Below are 18054 nucleotides of genomic sequence, written 5' to 3'. Positions count from 1 at the left end.
AACAGGATATTGGTTGTATCGACCTGGAGAAACTCCTGCTGCGGGTGCTTGCGTCCCCCTTGCGGTGGCACCGAAGCGACGGTCCCTTCCATGATCTTGAGCAAGGCCTGCTGCACGCCCTCGCCCGAGACGTCGCGGGTGATCGAAGGGTTGTCGGATTTACGACTAATTTTGTCGACCTCGTCGATATAGACAATGCCTCGCTGCGCCCGCTCGACATTGTAGTCGGCAGCCTGAAGCAGCTTGAGGATGATGTTCTCCACGTCCTCGCCGACATAGCCGGCTTCGGTGAGCGTGGTGGCATCGGCCATGGTGAAGGGCACGTCGAGGATGCGGGCCAGCGTCTGGGCCAGCAGGGTCTTGCCCGAACCGGTGGGGCCGATCAGCAGGATGTTGGACTTGGAAAGTTCAACGTCCTGATTCTTGGTCGCATGGTGCAGGCGCTTGTAGTGGTTGTGGACGGCCACGGACAGCACGCGCTTGGCGCGGAACTGTCCGATGACGTAGTCGTCGAGCACCTTGCAGATATCGGCAGGGGTCGGCACGCCATCGGAGGACTTGACCATGCTGGTCTTGTTCTCTTCGCGGATGATGTCCATGCACAGCTCGACGCATTCATCACAGATGAACACGGTCGGACCGGCGATCAGCTTGCGAACCTCATGCTGGGATTTCCCGCAGAACGAGCAATAAAGCGTGTTCTTGGAGGTTTCGCCGTTCGTTGTCTCTTTGGACATCCTGTCACTCCCGGGAGCAGAGCGCCCCCAAAACCAGCGTTATCGGAAACCGTAACGCTGAAGGCATAAACAAAGTCTAAGCCGAAACGATCCTAAAGACCGTTCCGGCTCGGTGCAATTGCGTGCGGATCACAGTCCACGGCGCATCGGCAATGTGATTAACGCAGGCCAATCAGCTCGCTGCATCCGGAACGATGCGCTTTTCGTGGATGGCGTCGATCAGGCCGAAGGTCTTGGCTTCCTCGGGGGAGAGGAAATTATCGCGCTCGAGAGCGCGCTCGACTTCCTCGTAGGTGCGGCCAGTGTGCTTCTCATAAATCTGATTAAGACGACGCTTCAAGCCCTCGACTTCCTTGGCATGAATCATGATGTCGGTGACCTGGCCCTGATAGCCGCCGGAGGGCTGGTGGACCATGATGCGCGAGTTCGGAAGCGAGTGGCGCATGCCCTTCTCGCCAGCGGCGAGCAGGAGCGAGCCCATCGAGGCGGCCTGGCCCATCACCATGGTGGCGACGGCCGGACGGATGAACTGCATGGTGTCGTAGATGGAAAGACCCGATGTCACGACGCCGCCGGGCGAATTGATATAGAGCGCAATTTCCTTTTTCGGGTTTTCCGATTCGAGGAACAGCAGCTGCGCCACGATGAGCGAGGCCATGTTGTCCTCGACCACGCCGGTGACGAAAATGATGCGCTCGCGCAGCAGGCGCGAATAGATGTCGAAGGCGCGCTCGCCGCGGTTCGACTGCTCGACCACCATCGGAACGAGCGTGTTCATGTAGATATCGTGCGGATCCCGCATGTGATGCCCCTTTTGCCGTGCCGGGTCGCGGACCGGGCTGGCGTTCAGCTTAGATTGAAACACGATCCCGTCCCGAACTCGGACATCGGGGGTTCGGGGATCATGCCGAAAAATCGAATCGACGCGACGGTCGATAGCAGACTACCCCGCCTTAAGAGCGGGTAAAGGCACAGATAGGCGGCATTGGGGCGGGCTTCAATAGGGCGGCGCCCAATCTCAGGCGGCGGGGTTAACCCGGCCCTTCTGCAACCGTGACCCAAACTCCGCCATGGCGGCGATGACGGGCTCAACCTGGCGGCCGAGTTCGGTCAGGGCATATTCGGTCTTGGGTGGAACGGTGGGGTAGATGGTCTTGCCGACCAGCCCTGCGGCCTCCAACTCGCTCAGGCGAAGCGCCAGCATGCGCGGGGTCACGCCGCCCAGCCCGCGCTGGAGTTCGCTGTAGCGACGGGTCCCGGTGAGCAATTCCCGAAAGATCAGGGTCGTCCATTTGCCGTCGAGCACGGCTGCCGCCGCGGCGACGGGGCAATCCGGCTGGCAGGTTTCGAGCGTCTTCACCATGGTGTCCGCTATACTTTTTGTAATTACTTCCTTTTGTATAGCGCTGGACCTAGGTTCCGGCAACCTCACCTGGGCAAGGAGCCAAAATGAGATACCTTCGCATCGTGCTTTCGATTATCGCCATTTCGCAGCTGGCACTGGGGGCGCTGACGCTGCTGGCGCCGGGATTTTTCTTTACGGCGATGGGATTGGCCAGCCCGCCTGCCGACACGTTCTACCTCGTCGGCATGCTGGCATCCCGCTTCCTGGTGTTCGGCGTCGTGCTGGTGGTGCTGGCGCGACGCCAGTCGGTCGAGCCGTTGTGGCTGCAGGCCATGATCGGCATCCAGCTCGTCGATCTGGCTGCGGGGCTGTACTATACGGGCACCGGCGTGCTGCCACTGGCGGTTTCCGCATTCCCGATGTTCAACGCGACGTTGTTTACTGCGCTGCTGCTGATCGCCTTGCGTCGCGACAACACTGGGGTTGTCGGCGCCACCGCCTGAACGGATGGGCGTGGTCCTCAGGCCGAGAAAGCGACGGCCACGCCCTTCTTCTTGAAATAGGCCTGCATGATCTTGCGGCCCTGGCGATTGGACTGGGCCAGCTTGGCCGGCTCGAACACCGCTTCCTTGGCGCCTTCGCGGGCCATGGCGGCCTTGAGGGCAGCGATGTGGGCGTCCAGGTCCTCGTTGTTGTTCTTGATCGACACATAGATGTTGTCGATGGCTTGACTCAGGGTCAGGTCGCTCATGGCGGGCTCCGCGAAATCTCTTGCCCCTGCACTAGCGATTTTTTCGGCGGGAGCAAGGCATCTCCGCCGTTTGCTTCGTCGCGGCGACCTCGTAAGGTCAGTTTGCCTTTCCCAAGTTGTTGATTTCCATGGCCGCCATCCTCCAGCTCAAGCCCGTTACCGACGTTCCCGACACCAGGCGCGCCAGTGCCGACCCGCGCGATTCGGCTTTCTATCAGAACCCCTATGCCTTCTATGACCGGCTCCATGCCGACAACCCGACCTTCTTCTGGGAGCAGTATGGCCACTGGTGCTTTGCCGGCTTCAAGGATGTGAATGCGCTGCTGCGGGACAAGCGCTTCGGCCGGGAAATCCTGCATGTGGCAACGCGCGAGGAGCTGGGCATGCCCGAGCCCAAGCCGCATACCGCAGCGTTCGACCTGACCGAGAAGCACTCCCTGCTCAACCTCGAGCCCCCTGCTCACACACGGCTGCGGACGCTGGTGAACCGGGCCTTCGTGTCGCGGCATGTCGAGCAATTGCGCCCCCGCATCGTCAGGCTGGCCAACGAGATGATCGATGGGTTCGAGGGCGAGGAATCGGTCGATCTCATCAAGGCGTTTGCGGCGCCGATTCCCGCCATCATCATCGCCGAGATGATCGGACTGCCGGCGGAAAGCGCGCCGCAATTGCTCGCCTGGTCCAACCGAATGGTGGCCATGTACATGTTCGGGGTCAGCCATGAGACGGAGCTGGACGCCAACCAGGCCTCGCAGGACTTCATGGATTTCGTTGGCGACGCCATCAGGGAGCGACGCAAGCAGCCGCGCGAGGACCTGCTGAGCCATATGCTGACCGCTGATCGCAATGGCGATCGGCTAAGCGACGAAGAGGTGATGTCCACCGCCATCCTGCTGCTCAATGCCGGCCACGAGGCGACGGTGCATACGACGGGGAACGGCGTCAAATCGATCCTTGAAAGCGGTATCGATCCGGTTACGCTTTTCTCGACCCCGGAACAGACAGAGGCGACCGCGGAGGAGTGTCTGCGCTTCGATGCGCCGCTGCACCTGTTCACCCGTTACGCCTTGAGCGACCTCGAATATGGGGGGCTGCATCTGCGCAAGGGCGATGTCATCGGGCTGATGCTGGGGGCGGCCAATCGCGACCCCAAGCAGTTCGCCAATGCCAACAGGTTTGATCCGTTCCGGACGGACGGGGCCAATGTGAGTTTCGGCGCCGGGATACACTTCTGCATCGGCGCGCCGCTGGCGCGGATCGAGCTGCAGGTGGCGTTCAGCGAATTGTTCCGGCGGTTGCCCAAGCTGCGGATCGCCGAGGCGCCGCGGTACAATGATGTGTACCACTTCCATGGGCTGGAAAGGCTGATGGTGAGCTGGCGGTAGGTCCCGACGTTCGGGGTGGGCCCGGCGCTTCAGCAACCACCGGCCGTCACCCTCGGGCTTGACCCGAGGGCTCTTCACTTGCTGAGGGTTCGGTCAGCGCAGGGCCCTCGCGTCAGACCCGAGGGTGACGATCGAGTTTGTGGAGGGCGCAGGCTCCTGCCTACTACAAGCTCGCCAGCACCCCCGGCACCAGCAGGGGCAAATCCTCGCTGATCAGGCCAGGGCCGCCGAAGCGGTTGGCGGCTTCGGCGTGGACCCAGACGGCCGCGCAGGCGGCCTCCCAGCCGGGCATGCCCTGCCCCATCAAACCGGCTACCATGCCTGCCAGCACGTCGCCTGAGCCGGCCGTGCCGAGCCAGGCAGGGGCGTTGGCGTTGATGGCGGCGCGGCCGTCGGGGCTGGCGATGACGGTGTCGCTGCCCTTGAGAATGACAATGGCGCCGGAATGAGCGGCGGCGGCTCGGGCCTTTTCCAGCTTGCCGCCGGGAACATCGCCGAACAGGCGCTGGAACTCGCCTTCATGCGGGGTCATCACCACCGGCCGGGCGGCTGCCCGGATGGCGGAAAAGAGCGTGTCGGCTCGATCGGCAAAGCTGGTCAGGGCGTCGGCGTCGAGTACCGTGGCGGCGCCGGAGCCGAGGACAGCCAGGACCTTGTCGCGCGTTTCGCTGCCAATGCCGGCGGCCGGGCCGATAACGACCGCATTCATGCGCTTGTCCGCCAGCAGTTCAGCCAGCGCGCCGGCATCCTCGGCGGGCTTGAGCATGACGGCGGTGACATGGGCAGCATGGACCATCAGTGCGGTCTCGGAGCCGGTCAGGGACACCACACCAGCCCCGATGCGGAATGCGCCCATGGCGGCAAGACGCGCGGCCCCGGTCTGCAATGGTCCGCCGGAAACGACGACGACGTGGCCCCGGTGGAACTTGTTGCCCTCGTTGCTCGCCTCGGGAATGGTCCAGAGGCCGTGGGTGTTCTGCCAGGCATTGGCGGCGATGGGTTCGAGCACCCTTTCGGGAATGCCGATCTCTGCCAGCACGACCTCGCCGCACAGGCTGCGGCCCGGTTGCAGCAGGTGTCCCGGCTTGAGACGGAAGAAGGTGACCGTCATGTCGGCGGTGATGGCCGTGCCCCTGATGGCGCCGGTGGCGCCGTCGACACCGCTCGGGATATCGATGCTGACCACCGGGCGGGTGCTGGCATTGACGGCCTCGATGATGCTGGCGAAGTCGCCTTCGACATCACGGTCAAGCCCGGCCCCCAGCAGCGCATCGACGATGAGGTCGGCGCCATCGATATCGGCGGCATCGGGCGCCTCGATGCGACCCGTCCATTGCTGGGCCATGGCGGCCGCATCGCCCTTGAGCGCCGCGCGCTCGCCGATGAGGCGAAGCTGGACCGGCCAGCCCTTCTGCTTGAGCAGGCGGGCGACCACGAAGCCGTCGCCGCCATTGTTGCCGGGGCCGCACAGCACCAGCACCGAGCGCTGGTAGTAGCGCTCCATGATGGCCTCGGCGACGGCCTTGCCGGCCGCCTCCATGAGCTTGAGCGACTTGATGCCGGCCTGCACGGCCAGACGGTCGGCCTCGCCCATCTGGCGCGGCGTGAGCAGGATATCGGCTGGGGCGTGGGTCATGCTGCGCGCCTATCTAGGGGGTCGTCATTGCCCGGCTTGTCCGGCAATCCACCCCTGCATCTGGGCTAGCCGAAGATGGATCACCGGGACAAGCCCGGTGATGACGGCGAAACAAAGACCCAAGCATTTTCAATACGTCATTCCCGCGCAGGCGGGAATCCACCCTTTGGATTTGGTGGGCGGTGAAGAATGGATCCCCGCCTGCGCGGGAATGACGCCGTGGAAAACAAAAAGCCGCCCATTTCTGGGCGGCTTTGAATTCCTGCGTCAGGGCACCTTAGTGGTGGTGCTCTTCCGGAACCTCGTCCTCGTCGGCCTGGATCAGCTTGGCCAGTTCGGCGCGGGTCATCTTCTTTTCGGTGATCTTGCCCTTGTCGGCGACGAAATCGACGACCTTGTTCTCGAACACGGGAGCACGAAGGCCAGCGAGAGCCTGCGGGTTCTTGCGGTAGTAGTCGTAGACCTGCTGTTCCTGGCCGGGGAAGCGGCGCACTTCGGCGATCAGTGCCTGCTGGTGCTCTTCCTCGGTGACGTTCACGTCGTTCTGATTGCCGATCTCGGCGACCACCAGGCCCAGGCGCACGCGACGCTCGGCGATCTTGCGGTACTGTTCGCGCGCGGCTTCCTCGGTGGTGCCTTCGTCTTCGAAGGACCGGCCGTGGCTCTGCACTTCGTGCTCGACGCGCTGCCAGATGGTGTTGAACTCGGCTTCGACCAGCTGGGCCGGAACGTCGAACTTGTGGCCTTCGTCCAGCGCGTCCAGGATCTGGCGCTTCATGTGCTGGCGGCTCATCGAGGCGAGCGCGGCTTCCATCTGGGTCTTGACGGCGGCGCGCATGGCTTCGACGTTCTCGACGCCGAGGCGCTTGGCGAAGTCGTCGTCCAGCTCGCCCTGGTTGGGCCCGTCGACATGGAGCACGGTCACTTCAAACTGGGCCTTCTTGCCGGCCAGTTCGTCGCTCTGGTAGTCCTTGGGGAAGGTGACCTCGATCTCGCGGGTCTCGCCCTTCTTCATGCCGATGAGCTGCTCTTCGAAGCCCGGGATGAACTCGCCCGAACCGACGGTCAGGTGCGCATGGTCGGAGGTGCCGCCCTCGAAGGGCTTGCCCTTGATCTTGCCGACAAACGACAGGCCGAGACGGTCGCCATTCTCGACGACGCCTTCGTCGCCCTTGTCGGTATAGCCACGGTTCTGGGCGAACACGCGGTTCACTTCGGCGGTGACTTCCTCGTCGGTGATCTCGATAACGGGCTTGTCGAGCTTGACGCCTTCGAGCTTCATAAGCTCGACGGGCGGCAGCACTTCATACTCGACTTCGAAGGCCAGGTCCGACTTGCCGTCGAGCACGTCGTTAATGACGGCCTGATCCTGCGGCAGATCGACCTTGGGCTGGGCGGCGGCGCGTTCCTTGCGCTCGTCCAGGGTCTCGGACACGGTCGAATTGATCGCGTCGGTCATGACTTCCGACATGGCCGAGCGGCCAAACATCTTCTTGATATGGGCCAGCGGCACCTTGCCGGGACGGAAGCCCTTGATGTTGGCCTGGCCACGCAGCTCTTCGAGCTTGTCGCCCAGGCGCGTGTTGAGAGTAGCGGCCGGAATGGTGACGCTCAGCTTGCGCTTGAGGCCTTCATTGAGGGTTTCGGTAACCTGCATTCGGTTTTGTCCCGTATTCATTGATCACATGGGCCAGGTACATTGTGGTGCGGGTGAGAGGACTCGAACCTCCACGCCTTGCGGCGCTGGAACCTAAATCCAGTGCGTCTACCAATTCCGCCACACCCGCAAGGGTACCCGCTGGCCGGGTTGGCGTTGCATCTATATGAAGTGCGGAAGCCAGTCAAAGGCTAGAGTGGGGATTTGGCCGGAATGGCGAACACCGTGCTGATCAGTCCTTCCTCCACCACGAACATCACCGCCGTCTCGACCGGCTGCGGCCCCAGGCCGTGGATCAGTTCGTGGTCGATGACCTTGTTGCCGATGACCATGCGGCTGAGTAGTTCGGCGCGCAGGCCCGCATGGATGAAGCGCTGGCTGGCGTAGAAGTCGCCATAGGCGGGTTTGCCGTCGAGCAGCAGCGTCATGTCAGGCAGGCGGTAGCTGCGCACATTATCGGCGAAGGCGCTGAGGAAGCGCGGCAGGTCGCGCTGGTTATAGGCTGCGAACTGCCGTTCGACGCATTCCAGTGGCGTCATAAGCGCCATTGTTGATCTCCCCCGACCCATACCCGCTAGACGGATGCACAAATGTTGTGCAAGCTGATGATGTTTTAGACATCGACCGCCCGAATGGTGGCCGCAACTGCGTGAGCATATCGCAGTAAGTCTTTCGTCGAACAAGCATTTTTCGTTCCCCGGCACCGTGGCACAGGCCGTGCATACGGGTGTGCGGTATCCGCCGTTTGCGGCACGTGGAGGCTCAAATGAAAAAGATCGAGGCTATCGTAAAGCCGTTCAAGCTGGACGAAGTCAAAGAGGCACTTCAGGAGGTCGGGCTGCAAGGCATCACCGTGACCGAGGCCAAGGGTTTTGGCCGGCAGAAGGGCCATACGGAGCTCTATCGCGGCGCCGAATATGTCGTCGACTTCCTGCCCAAGGTGAAGGTCGAGGTCGTATGCCCCGACGAACTGGCCGAGAAGGCGATCGAAGCCATCCGCAATGCGGCGCAAACAGGTCGCATTGGCGACGGCAAGATCTTCGTCTACTCGATCGAGCAGGCCATTCGAATCCGTACCGGAGAATTCGGCGACGACGCGCTCTAGGGACCGCGAGGCCCTTGGCGCAGCCGCCGTGACGTAACAACAAGCATTCCGATTTAGACAGGGGAAGACCTAATGACCACCGGAAGCGACATCCTCAAGCGCATCAAGGACGAGAACATCAAGTATGTCGACCTGCGCTTTACCGACCCGCGCGGCAAGCTGCAGCACGTCACCATGGACGTGAGTGTCGTCGACGAGGACCTTTTTGAAGAAGGCACCATGTTCGATGGTTCCTCGATCGCCGGCTGGAAGGCCATCAACGAGTCCGACATGGTGCTGATGCCCGATCCGGCTTCGGCCTATATGGACCCCTTCTTCGGCGCCTCGACCCTCGCCATCAACTGCGACATTCTCGAGCCCCTGACTTACCAGCCCTATAACCGCGATCCGCGCACCACGGCCAAGAAGGCCGAGGCCTATCTCAAGGCCTCCGGTATCGGCGACACGGTCGTGTTCGGCCCCGAGCCGGAATTCTTCATGTTCGACGACGTGAAGTTCTCCAACACCCCGTACAAGGTGGGCTTCGAAGTCGACCATCCGGAACTGCCCTCCAACAACGACACCGCCTATGAAGCCGGCAATACCGGCCACCATATCGGTCTCAAGAAGGGCTATTTCCCGGTGCCGCCGCTGGACAGCGCGCAGGACATCCGCGGCGAAATGCTGGCCGCCATGGCCGACATGGGCGTCGTGGTCGAGAAGCACCACCACGAAGTGGCCTCGGCCCAGCACGAACTCGGCATCAAGTTCGCGCCGATGATCAAGTCGGCCGACGACGTGCAGATCTACAAGTATGTCATCCACCAGGTCGCAAATGCCTATGGCAAGACCGTGACCTTCATGCCCAAGCCCGTCTATGGCGATAACGGCTCGGGCATGCACTGCCACCAGTCGATCTGGAAGGACGGCAAGCCGCTGTTCGCCGGCGACCAGTATGCCGGCCTCAGCATGGACGCGCTGTATTACATCGGCGGCGTGATCAAGCATGCCAAGGCGATCAACGCCTTCACTAACCCGACCACCAACAGCTACAAGCGCCTGGTGCCCGGCTTCGAAGCCCCCGTGCTGCTGGCCTATTCGGCCCGTAACCGTTCGGCTTCCTGCCGTATCCCCTTCGGCCAGTCGCCGAAGGCCAAGCGCGTGGAAGTCCGCTTCCCCGATCCGCTGGCAAACCCCTATCTGGGCTTTGCCGCGCTGCTGATGGCCGGCCTGGACGGCATCAAGAACAAGATCCATCCCGGCGACCCGATGGACAAGGATCTGTACGAGCTGCCGCGCCAGGAACTGCTCGCCATCCCGACCGTGGCCGGCTCGCTGCGCGAAGCGCTGGAAAACCTCGACAAGGACCGCGAGTTCCTCAAGGCCGGCGGCGTGTTCGATGACGACCAGATCGACAGCTATATCGAGCTGAAGATGACGGAAGTGATCAAGTTCGAGCACACCCCGCATCCGGTCGAATACGAGATGTATTACTCGGCTTAAGCCTTGATAATGCGCTATACGAAAGGGCCCTGCGGGGCCCTTTCTCGTTGGAGCGGTGCGCGTACAGCGCGCTCGCGACAGTCAGTCGTAGCCGTAGCCCTCGGCGGGCGTGTCATCGGGTTCGCTAGTGTCGATGTGCTGGGGCGGCACCACGGCCAGGGTATCGCGCCATTCCGGTGGTGTTTCCAGCATGGATTCGAGCTCCTCGGCTGGCGGCAGCTCGAAATGCACGGCGAAACCGACATCGAACTGGCGAACCACACGGGCAGGAACCTGGCCCACTGTGACCGATGCTCCCACTGGAGGGTGGATGTCGGCCGAGACCGCGGCGCTGGAGGCGGAATAGTCGACGATCAGGCATGGCAGGACGGTACCGTGCTCGAGGATGAGCACCGAGCGCGGTTCGGCCGGCATGAAGCGCTTCGCCGCCCGACGGTCAGCCATGCCGTGCCATGTCCGATGCCGGAACGCCTCGATCCGGTCCGCAAGCGCATCTGCGACATCGGCACCGCCATCGAGCTCAACGGCAAACCCATCAGCAACATGTCGCAAAATGTGCCCGTGCAGCGTGCCGAACGGCGCGAAGCTGGCCGACACTTCCTCACCCACCGCGCCGATGACGGGCGCCGCGGCGGTGAAGCCAGTGGGCGAAATGGCGCGCAGCCGGCAGGCGAGGATGTTGACGCCGGGTCGGCGCGCTTGATGTCCCAGTACATAGCGCCCGGCGACGGCGCTGATATTGTCGATGCCAAGACTCATCTCGGCTGCGGGCATGGCGACCCCCGGTGCAGAGCAAGTTCGGGCACTGTAACGCAGGGCCGATAAAGACTGTCCTCACGGGCAGCCAGCAGCTTTCTCTATTGGGGTAAGAAACGCTTCACCCTACCGCGCCGGATTCCTCAGCAATGCCGGCGGGCGGCGCCATCAGGATTTCGAGTTGGCCCGGCTCCTGCAACTGGATGAACTGCAGGGCAAAGCCGACATCGAGATACCGGACCACGCGGCCGACGAGCTTGCCAACGGCCATTGGGGTGCCAAGTCCCGGCCAGATCTCGGCCGAGATGGCAACGCCTGACTGTGAGATGTCGATCACGAAACAGGGCATCTGAGTGCCATCGGCGAGCGTCAGGATGGTGCGCGGGTCACGCGGCAGGATGCGCTTGTGCTCGCGCTTGTCCGGCACCTGTTCGTGAACCTTCTTCTTCTGCCAGACAATCTTGCCGCCGAGCTTGTTGCGCTCGGCGTCACTCAGGGTCAGGCGCACGGCGAATCCTGACTGCAGCTTGCGGCAGATCTTGCCGCGCAGGATACCGAAGTCGTCGAAATGGGCGGTGACGGTCTCGCCTTCCTTGCCAACCACCGGCCCGACGATAACGGCGATCCGCGTCGATATGGAGCACAGGCGGCAGGCATAGACGGCGACCTTGCCGGTGTCGTCCGCGCGCCGATCGGGCAGCGCGTAGCGACCGGCGGCCGCACCGATGAAGCGGACGTCGTGCCAATCGAAAGGTGAGCGTGACGGCGCACTGTCGCCGTCTACGTTCTGAAACATGGGACCCCCACCCATTCGTTCCGATCTACCGAGCGTAAGGCCCAGTCCTTAAGGACTTATCCTATTGTGCCGGGGTCGCCGATGCCCGCGCGCGCATGGGTTTGATGCATGGTTATTGGACGGTTAGCACCGCCCCGCAATTGGCCATCGTCACGTTGCCTCACGCGCCATGGCGGCGAAATGCGGCTCGGGGCTATCGACCTCCTTGAGCCGACGATTTTCGATCTCCAGGAAGCGGTTGCCCAGACCACGAACGAAACTGCGATCGTGAGAGACCAGGATGCAGGTCGCGCCATGGGCAAGGATCTCGTCCTCCAGCCGCTCCTGCCCGGGGATGTCGACATGGTTGGTCGGCTCGTCGAGCAGGTAGAAATTGGGCTCCAGCAGGCGGATAGCCAGCAGGCCCAGCCGGGCGCGCTGGCCGAAGGATAGCTCGGCGATAGGCCGTTCCTGTTTCTCCACGGCAAAGCCGGCCGCCGCCAGCAGGGCCTTGCTGCGCTGGTCGCCCTGATCGAACCGGCCGGTAATGTAGCCGAGCGGAGATTCCCTGGACGGCAGGAAGCTCATGGCCTGATCGACATAGCCGGGCACGACCTGCGGACTGACGCGGATGCCCGCCGCGTCGGTGCCCGTCATGGCGCGGTGCACGAGGCCGATGAATTGCGACTTGCCGGTGCCGTTACGGCCCAGGATGACCAGGCGGTCGCCCTGGAACACATGCAGCTTGTCGATGTGGAAAAGCTTGTCGCCGATCGGGCTGGTGACATCGATATTCTCGATGGCCAGCATCACCCGCGCCTGAGCGCCGCTATTGCCGAGCCTGATCTCGCCGCTGCGCTCCTTGTGGACGGAGAGCACCGCCGCTTCGATCTTGGCCGCCCGGTCGCGCAGATACTTGGATTTGACCACCAGCAGGTCGCTGCCGGAATTGATGCCGATATTGGTGAGCTTGGCCGCCTGCTTGCGCAGTCGGCTGACTTCCTTGAGGTCCTTCTCCCGCTTGGCCTCGGCGGCTTCGTCGGCCTCGGCCAGCGCGATCCGCGCCTTGCTGTATGGCAGGGCAAAATAGTGGCTGGCATCGGGTCGCAGGAACAGGGTGCGGTTGGTGGTGGCGTCGAGGAATTGCCGGTCGTGGCTGGCGATGACCACGGGAATGTTGCGGGCCGCCTGGTTGATCCAGTTCTCGAGCTGGAACAGCTTGCCCAGATCGAGATGGTTGGTGGGCTCGTCCAGTAGCAGGGCGTCAGGCTGCAGCACCCAGCAGCGGGCGATGAGGGCGATACGCTGCCAGCCGCCGCTCAATTCGGTCAGCTTGCGGTTACGCATGGCGTCGGGCGTCTCGAACTCGTCGAGTACGACATCAACGCGCCAGCTATCGGTGTCGCGCTCGGCCGGCGGCAGGGCTTCAAGCACGGCGTCGTAGAGCGTCAGCCCCATGCTCGACGCAGGCATGTCCTGTTCGACGTAGCCCACGGTAAGACCGCGGGAGCGCACGATATCGCCGGAGGTCAGTTCCCCCTGCCCCGCCATGGCACGCAGCAAGGTGGTCTTGCCGCGGCCATTGCCGGCGACGAGGCCGACTCGATCGCCGTCCGAGATGACGAAGTTGAGGTTGGAAAAGAGCGTGTCCGTGGCCACGAGGCCGGCATTGCGGAGGCTGATGGAGCCCATATCATTGTCTCATCGGTGTGGCGCTAGCGCCAAATGTCCTTGAACGGCGGTCAGGTGACCGCCACGAAGGGCAAACCAGAATGGAGAGACAAAGGGATCGTCCGAACCAGTACCGGTCAGCCCTGCAGCTGATGCCACAGGGCGTGAACAGGGCCACGAGAGCGGTGCGTGTACAGCAATGTCATCGCGCCCTCCCTTGGTTACGGCGTAGGCAATGATTAACCGGGCGGCGCTGGGAAATCAATCGCCGGACAATCAGAGGAGGTAGAACATGGCGGCAACGAGCGCCAGCACCCCGGAACGTGGGGCGGTGAGCTTGGCCAGCCGGTACGCAATACCTGAAAACCCGGCATGCGGCCAAACACCGAAGACGTAAGAGCCAGCGGGGACCTGGTACGCAGAACTATGATCCCGGTCGGCTCGCATACGGCAACTCCAGACAAAAACCGTATGACTACGTTTTAGCAGCGCGCGTTTAAGAAAGTGCTTTCAAGAAGCAAACGGAACGTAAATCGAGCGCCCGATCTTGGGACGGGTTTGTATTGAAATGATCGGCCGACGTTCGCCTGTCTACCCTGCGGGCCGCAACTGCGTCCGCTTCTCGATCCGTCCAGTGCAGTAGTTGAAATCGAGCAGGTAGACCCAGCCGTCGCGGGTTGCCCGAACTTCGACATGCTTGTCGTTCATGACGTTAAGATAGATATTGGTGTAGCCGCGACCGGCCACTGCCTGGCGTACCTGGTAGTCGCCCATGCAGGTGATGTGCTCCGGGAAGAAGTCGGATTTTTCGTCGCCGAAGAAGATGCCAAAACTGACGGACTGGGCCTGGACAGGTGCAGTGGCGGCGGTGCCGAGCAGCAATGCCGCCAGGGCGATAGCGATGGACTTGGTCAAGACAGGCCTCCATATCCTGGTGCGATCGGTCACCATGGGCCGCCGGCCTTGAACCGAAGCGTAACCGCCCGTTCATCTGCCGTTCAGCTTTGTGGACAAAGCCCCAAACGCCCAGTGGTTCCAGGGTGGGACAGCACTCGGCTGGGATATGCTAAAAGGCGGAATCGTCCGATTCGGACGCAGAGACGGGATGCGGATGTCGCAAGCAGAAGACCTTTTTGGCGGAGATGAACCCGAGCGCGCGCTGCCGGAACCGGCACGGCCGGCGCCCAAGGCTAACCCGAGCACGGGCAGCGGCTCGTATTCGGCCGCGGATATCGAGGTTCTGGAAGGACTTGAGCCGGTCCGGCGGCGGCCGGGTATGTATATTGGCGGCACCGACGCCAATGCCCTGCACCATCTGTTCGCCGAAGTCATCGACAACTCGATGGACGAGGCCATTGCCGGCCACGCGACCCGCATCGAGGTGCATCTGGGCGCCGACGGGTTCATCACCGTCGTCGACAACGGGCGCGGCATTCCGGTCGAGAACCACCCGAAGTATCCGGGGCGCTCGACGCTGGAGATCGTCCATACCGTGCTGCATGCCGGTGGCAAGTTCGATTCCAAGGCCTATGAAACCTCTGGCGGCCTGCATGGCGTCGGCGTGTCGGTGGTCAACGCTCTCAGCGACAGCCTGATCGTCGAGGTGGCGCGCGAGCAGCAGTTACACCGGCTGGCCTTTTCGCGTGGCAAGCCGGTGGGCGAGATCGAGGCGCTCGGTCGGGTGCAGAACCGGCGTGGTACCACCACCCGTTTCCATCCCGATCCGCAGATTTTTGGTGATCACGCGCATTTCTCGGCCGCCCGGCTCTACCGGATGACGCGCGCCAAGGCCTATCTCTTTGCCGGCGTGGAACTGCGCTGGAGCTGCGACGAGAGCCTCGTCACCGAGGACGCGCCGGCCAAGGCGGTGTTCCACTATCCCAACGGGCTCAAGGACTTCATGAGCGCCCGCATCGAGGGCGAGACGCGCATCGTGGACGAGCTGTTCCATGGCGTGCACGGCAAGGCCGGCACGCATGGCGCGGTGGAATGGGCCATTGCCTGGACGCTGGGTGATGGCGGGGTCTCCTCTTATTGCAACACGGTGCCGACGCCCGATGGCGGCACGCATGAGGCCGGCCTGCGCACCGCCCTGCTCCGCGGTCTCAAGAGCTATGCAGAGCTGACCAAGAACAAGGGCGCGGCCATCCTCACGGCCGAGGACATCTTCGCCCATTGCAGCGCCATGCTGTCGGTTTTCGTGCGCGAACCAGAATTTGTCGGGCAGACCAAGGACAAGCTGGCATCGGGTGAAGCCACGCGCCTCGTCGATACTGCCCTGCGCGACGCCTTCGACCACTGGCTGGCGGCTTCGCCCAACCAGGCCGGCAAGTTGCTGGATTGGGCCATCGAGCGCGCCGAGGAACGGCTTCGCCGCCGCAAGGAAAAGGAAATCGACCGCGCCAGCGCCACGCGCAAGCTGCGGCTGCCAGGCAAGCTGGCCGACTGCACGCAGACCGCGGCACAAGGGGCGGAGCTCTTCATCGTCGAAGGCGACTCGGCCGGCGGCAGCGCCAAGCAGGCGCGTAACCGTTCCAGCCAGGCCGTGCTGCCGCTACGCGGCAAAATCCTCAACGTGGCCGGCGCCAGCCGCGAGAAAATGCAGGCCAGCCAGCTTATCTCCGACCTGATCCAGGCGCTGGGCTGCGGCACGCGGGATCGCTACCGCGAAGACGACCTGCGCTACGACAAGATCATCATCATGACCGACGCCGACGTGGACGGCGCCCATATCGCGTCGCTGCTGATCACCTTCTTCTTCCAGGAAATGCCCAAGCTGATCGATGGCGGGCATCTCTACCTGGCCCTGCCCCCGCTCTACCGCATCAGCCAGGGCGGCAAGACGCTCTATGCCCGCGACGACGCCCACAAGGCCGAGCTGATGGCGACCGAGTTTACCGGCAAGGGCAAGGTCGACATGACCCGGTTCAAGGGCCTGGGCGAAATGCCGTTTGCGCATCTGCGGGAAACGACGATGTCGCCCAAGTCCCGGACCCTGCTGCAGGTCAAGGTGCGCGACGATCTCGATGCGACCCGCATCAGCGTCGACAGGTTGATGGGTACCAAGCCCGAGGCACGCTTCGATTTCATCCAGGAAAATGCGGCGTTTGTGACGGACCTGGATATTTAGGCGACGCTCTTCACCTCTCCCTTTGGGGAGAGGTCGACCCTCCTGGGTCGGGTGAGGGGGCCTTCCCCCTACTCGGCACCAAGAAAGGGCCCCCTCACCCGGCGCTGCGCGCCGACCTCTCCCCCAAGGGAGAGGTAAAGTCTCCCCAATAACCCTAACTCCCGCAAACCCGTTGACACCAAAGGGGTTTGCGCTATGGTCCGCGCCGCTGGAGCATTTCTGGCTTGACGGCTTGTCATCACGACATCACCCGCCCTTGCCAAGGTGCCTCAGGGCCACTCCGCTGCTGCACTCGCAGCATCCCGTTCGGTGGCCAATCCAGTTGTGGACGCGTTCGCGTAACTTGGCTTTTCCAGTCCACTGCTGAAGACCCCGGCGCACCGTTCGAATGTCTCGGACTGGATCCGGCCCCGGGCCACAATTTCTGAGTGGAATTACCTGATTGACTGATGATTTTAGCAGCCTTGGCCTCTCTACCAAAGTAACCGATGCGGTGACTTCGGCCGGCTACACCACCCCAACCGAGATCCAGGCGCAGGCGATCCCCCACCTTCTGCAGAAGAAGGACCTGATCGGCATTGCCCAGACCGGCACCGGCAAGACGGCATCTTTCGTGCTGCCGATGCTGACGTTGCTGGAAAATGGCCGCGCCCGCGCCCGCATGCCCCGTACGCTCATTCTCGAACCGACGCGCGAACTGGCCGCGCAGGTTTCAGAGAATTTCGAGAAGTATGGCAAGAACCACCGGCTGACGATGGCGCTGATCATCGGCGGCGTGTCATTCGAAGACCAGAACAAGAAGCTCGACCGCGGCGTCGACGTCCTGATCGCCACCCCCGGCCGCCTGCTCGACCAGATCGATCGCGGCAAGATAATGTTGAACGGCGTTGAAATCCTCGTCATCGACGAGGCCGACCGCATGCTCGACATGGGCTTTATCGACGATATCGAGAAGATCTGCTCTCGGCTGCCGCCGCGCCGGCAGACCATGCTGTTCTCGGCAACGATGGATGCGCAGATCGAGCGCCTCACCAAGAAGTTCCTCAAGGATCCGGTGCATGTGCAGGTGTCGCGCGCGGCTTCGACCGCTGACACCATCGACCAAAAGCTGGTCAAGGTCGGCTCCAAGCCCGAAGACAAGCGCGCCTCGCTGCGCGACCTGATCCGGGCGTCCGACGGACTGACCAACGCCATCATCTTCTGCAACCGCAAGCGCGAAGTGGCGACGCTCGCCAAATCCCTGGAGCGTCATGGCTTTTCGGCCGGAGCCCTCCATGGCGACATGGACCAGAAGAGCCGCACCGAGACTCTTGATGCGTTCAAGAACAACCGGCTGACCCTGCTGGTGGCCAGCGATGTCGCGGCGCGCGGACTCGATATTCCCGCGGTGAGCCATGTGTTCAACTTCGATGTGCCGGTGCATGCCGAAGACTATGTGCACCGCATTGGCCGCACCGGCCGCGCCGGTCGCCTAGGCGTTGCCTATACGCTGGTGGCGCCAGCCGATGGCAAGCATCTCGATGCCATCCTCAAGTTGATCCAGAAGCCGATCGACTATCTCGAAAGCGGCAAGGCCGCGCCCGCCGCCGCCGCCTCTGCTGAAGGCAGCGAGGAACGCCCCGCG

At 62.9% G+C, this 18054-nt stretch carries 17 protein-coding genes and 1 tRNA gene; 6 read left to right on the top strand and 12 right to left on the bottom strand.

The window, feature by feature from the left end:
* The 3 genes from clpX to IH615_RS13270 form a co-directional block, all read right to left on the bottom strand.
* On the bottom strand, nt 1–737 hold a 737-nt coding region (clpX, locus tag IH615_RS13280), incomplete at its 3' end, for an ATP-dependent Clp protease ATP-binding subunit ClpX (protein ID WP_291362353.1).
* Between the two features lie 172 nt (nt 738–909).
* Nucleotides 910–1539: an ATP-dependent Clp protease proteolytic subunit gene (locus IH615_RS13275; RefSeq protein WP_291362352.1), complete on the bottom strand. Its 630-nt coding sequence runs from the start codon at nt 1537–1539 to the stop codon at nt 910–912.
* Nucleotides 1540–1755: 216 nt separating this feature from the next.
* Nucleotides 1756–2097: a helix-turn-helix domain-containing protein gene (locus IH615_RS13270; protein ID WP_291362351.1), complete on the bottom strand. Its 342-nt coding sequence runs from the start codon at nt 2095–2097 to the stop codon at nt 1756–1758.
* A gap of 89 nt (nt 2098–2186) precedes the next feature.
* Between IH615_RS13270 and IH615_RS13265 the strand changes: the two genes are divergently transcribed.
* Nucleotides 2187–2585 carry a hypothetical protein gene (locus tag IH615_RS13265; RefSeq protein WP_291362350.1) on the top strand — a complete coding sequence of 133 codons (399 nt, stop codon included), beginning with the start codon at nt 2187–2189 and terminating at the stop codon, nt 2583–2585.
* A gap of 17 nt (nt 2586–2602) precedes the next feature.
* Here the strand turns inward: IH615_RS13265 and IH615_RS13260 are convergent, their stop codons facing one another.
* Nucleotides 2603–2833, bottom strand: coding sequence for a hypothetical protein (locus tag IH615_RS13260; RefSeq protein WP_291362349.1), 231 nt, complete (start codon nt 2831–2833; stop codon nt 2603–2605).
* Between the two features lie 128 nt (nt 2834–2961).
* On the opposite strand from IH615_RS13260, the gene IH615_RS13255 reads away from it, so the two are divergent.
* Complete coding sequence (locus IH615_RS13255; RefSeq protein ID WP_291362348.1) at nt 2962–4218, top strand: cytochrome P450; 1257 nt, start codon at nt 2962–2964, stop codon at nt 4216–4218.
* Between the two features lie 163 nt (nt 4219–4381).
* Here IH615_RS13255 and IH615_RS13250 read toward each other — a convergent pair whose 3' ends face one another.
* The 4 genes from IH615_RS13250 to IH615_RS13235 all read right to left on the bottom strand — a co-directional run bounded on the left by IH615_RS13250 (nt 4382) and on the right by IH615_RS13235 (nt 8059).
* Nucleotides 4382–5854, bottom strand: coding sequence for an NAD(P)H-hydrate epimerase (locus tag IH615_RS13250; RefSeq protein WP_291362347.1), 1473 nt, complete (start codon nt 5852–5854; stop codon nt 4382–4384).
* A 277-nt stretch (nt 5855–6131) separates the two neighbouring features.
* Nucleotides 6132–7511 (bottom strand): trigger factor, encoded by a 1380-nt coding sequence (gene tig / locus IH615_RS13245; protein WP_291362346.1) that lies wholly within the window; start codon nt 7509–7511, stop codon nt 6132–6134.
* Between the two features lie 45 nt (nt 7512–7556).
* Nucleotides 7557–7641: transfer RNA gene (locus tag IH615_RS13240), tRNA-Leu, on the bottom strand.
* Nucleotides 7642–7702: 61 nt separating this feature from the next.
* The gene (locus IH615_RS13235; protein ID WP_291362345.1) at nt 7703–8059 is read right to left on the bottom strand and encodes a nuclear transport factor 2 family protein; all 357 of its coding nucleotides are present in this window, start codon (nt 8057–8059) and stop codon (nt 7703–7705) included.
* A gap of 218 nt (nt 8060–8277) precedes the next feature.
* On the opposite strand from IH615_RS13235, the gene IH615_RS13230 reads away from it, so the two are divergent.
* Both IH615_RS13230 and glnA read left to right on the top strand, forming a co-directional pair.
* Nucleotides 8278–8616: a P-II family nitrogen regulator gene (locus IH615_RS13230; protein ID WP_035079039.1), complete on the top strand. Its 339-nt coding sequence runs from the start codon at nt 8278–8280 to the stop codon at nt 8614–8616.
* Between the two features lie 72 nt (nt 8617–8688).
* A complete protein-coding gene (gene glnA, locus IH615_RS13225) occupies nt 8689–10098 on the top strand; it encodes a type I glutamate--ammonia ligase (RefSeq protein WP_291362344.1) in 1410 nt (469 codons plus the stop codon).
* Between the two features lie 81 nt (nt 10099–10179).
* On the opposite strand, the gene IH615_RS13220 is transcribed toward glnA, so the two are convergent.
* The 4 genes from IH615_RS13220 to IH615_RS13205 form a co-directional block, all read right to left on the bottom strand.
* Nucleotides 10180–10872, bottom strand: a complete 693-nt coding sequence (locus IH615_RS13220; RefSeq protein WP_291362343.1) for a hypothetical protein — start codon at nt 10870–10872, stop codon at nt 10180–10182.
* A 103-nt stretch (nt 10873–10975) separates the two neighbouring features.
* On the bottom strand, nt 10976–11650 hold the full coding sequence (locus IH615_RS13215) for a PilZ domain-containing protein (protein WP_291362342.1): 675 nt from the start codon (nt 11648–11650) through the stop codon (nt 10976–10978).
* A gap of 150 nt (nt 11651–11800) precedes the next feature.
* The gene (locus tag IH615_RS13210) at nt 11801–13321 is read right to left on the bottom strand and encodes an ATP-binding cassette domain-containing protein (RefSeq protein WP_291362341.1); all 1521 of its coding nucleotides are present in this window, start codon (nt 13319–13321) and stop codon (nt 11801–11803) included.
* Nucleotides 13322–13891: 570 nt separating this feature from the next.
* Complete coding sequence (locus tag IH615_RS13205) at nt 13892–14215, bottom strand: hypothetical protein (RefSeq protein ID WP_291362340.1); 324 nt, start codon at nt 14213–14215, stop codon at nt 13892–13894.
* Nucleotides 14216–14411: 196 nt separating this feature from the next.
* On the opposite strand from IH615_RS13205, the gene parE reads away from it, so the two are divergent.
* Together parE and IH615_RS13195 are read left to right on the top strand one after the other, a co-directional pair.
* Nucleotides 14412–16430 (top strand): DNA topoisomerase IV subunit B, encoded by a 2019-nt coding sequence (parE, locus tag IH615_RS13200; protein ID WP_291362339.1) that lies wholly within the window; start codon nt 14412–14414, stop codon nt 16428–16430.
* 442 nt (nt 16431–16872) lie between these two features.
* A partial coding sequence (locus IH615_RS13195) for a DEAD/DEAH box helicase (RefSeq protein ID WP_291362338.1) occupies nt 16873–18054 on the top strand: 1182 nt, incomplete at its 3' end.

The sequence above is a fragment of the Devosia sp. genome (assembly GCF_014860165.1).
Lineage (GTDB): Bacteria > Pseudomonadota > Alphaproteobacteria > Rhizobiales > Devosiaceae > Devosia.
The sequence above is the reverse complement of the archived record's forward strand: the minus strand, read 5'-3'. Positions and strand labels throughout refer to the sequence as shown.

Bases quoted from the DNA above. Each gene is read 5' to 3' on its own strand.
- IH615_RS13250 (WP_291362347.1), bottom strand. From the start codon at position 5,854: ATGACCCACGCCCCAGCCGATATCCTGCTCACGCCGCGCCAGATGGGC.
- IH615_RS13255 (WP_291362348.1), top strand. From the start codon at position 2,962: ATGGCCGCCATCCTCCAGCTCAAGCCCGTTACCGACGTTCCCGACACC.
- IH615_RS13210 (WP_291362341.1), bottom strand. From the start codon at position 13,321: ATGGGCTCCATCAGCCTCCGCAATGCCGGCCTCGTGGCCACGGACACG.
- IH615_RS13235 (WP_291362345.1), bottom strand. From the start codon at position 8,059: ATGGCGCTTATGACGCCACTGGAATGCGTCGAACGGCAGTTCGCAGCC.
- IH615_RS13275 (WP_291362352.1), bottom strand. From the start codon at position 1,539: ATGCGGGATCCGCACGATATCTACATGAACACGCTCGTTCCGATGGTG.
- IH615_RS13265 (WP_291362350.1), top strand. From the start codon at position 2,187: ATGAGATACCTTCGCATCGTGCTTTCGATTATCGCCATTTCGCAGCTG.
- parE (WP_291362339.1), top strand. From the start codon at position 14,412: ATGTCGCAAGCAGAAGACCTTTTTGGCGGAGATGAACCCGAGCGCGCG.
- glnA (WP_291362344.1), top strand. From the start codon at position 8,689: ATGACCACCGGAAGCGACATCCTCAAGCGCATCAAGGACGAGAACATC.
- IH615_RS13260 (WP_291362349.1), bottom strand. From the start codon at position 2,833: ATGAGCGACCTGACCCTGAGTCAAGCCATCGACAACATCTATGTGTCG.
- tig (WP_291362346.1), bottom strand. From the start codon at position 7,511: ATGCAGGTTACCGAAACCCTCAATGAAGGCCTCAAGCGCAAGCTGAGC.
- IH615_RS13215 (WP_291362342.1), bottom strand. From the start codon at position 11,650: ATGTTTCAGAACGTAGACGGCGACAGTGCGCCGTCACGCTCACCTTTC.
- IH615_RS13230 (WP_035079039.1), top strand. From the start codon at position 8,278: ATGAAAAAGATCGAGGCTATCGTAAAGCCGTTCAAGCTGGACGAAGTC.
- IH615_RS13220 (WP_291362343.1), bottom strand. From the start codon at position 10,872: ATGCCCGCAGCCGAGATGAGTCTTGGCATCGACAATATCAGCGCCGTC.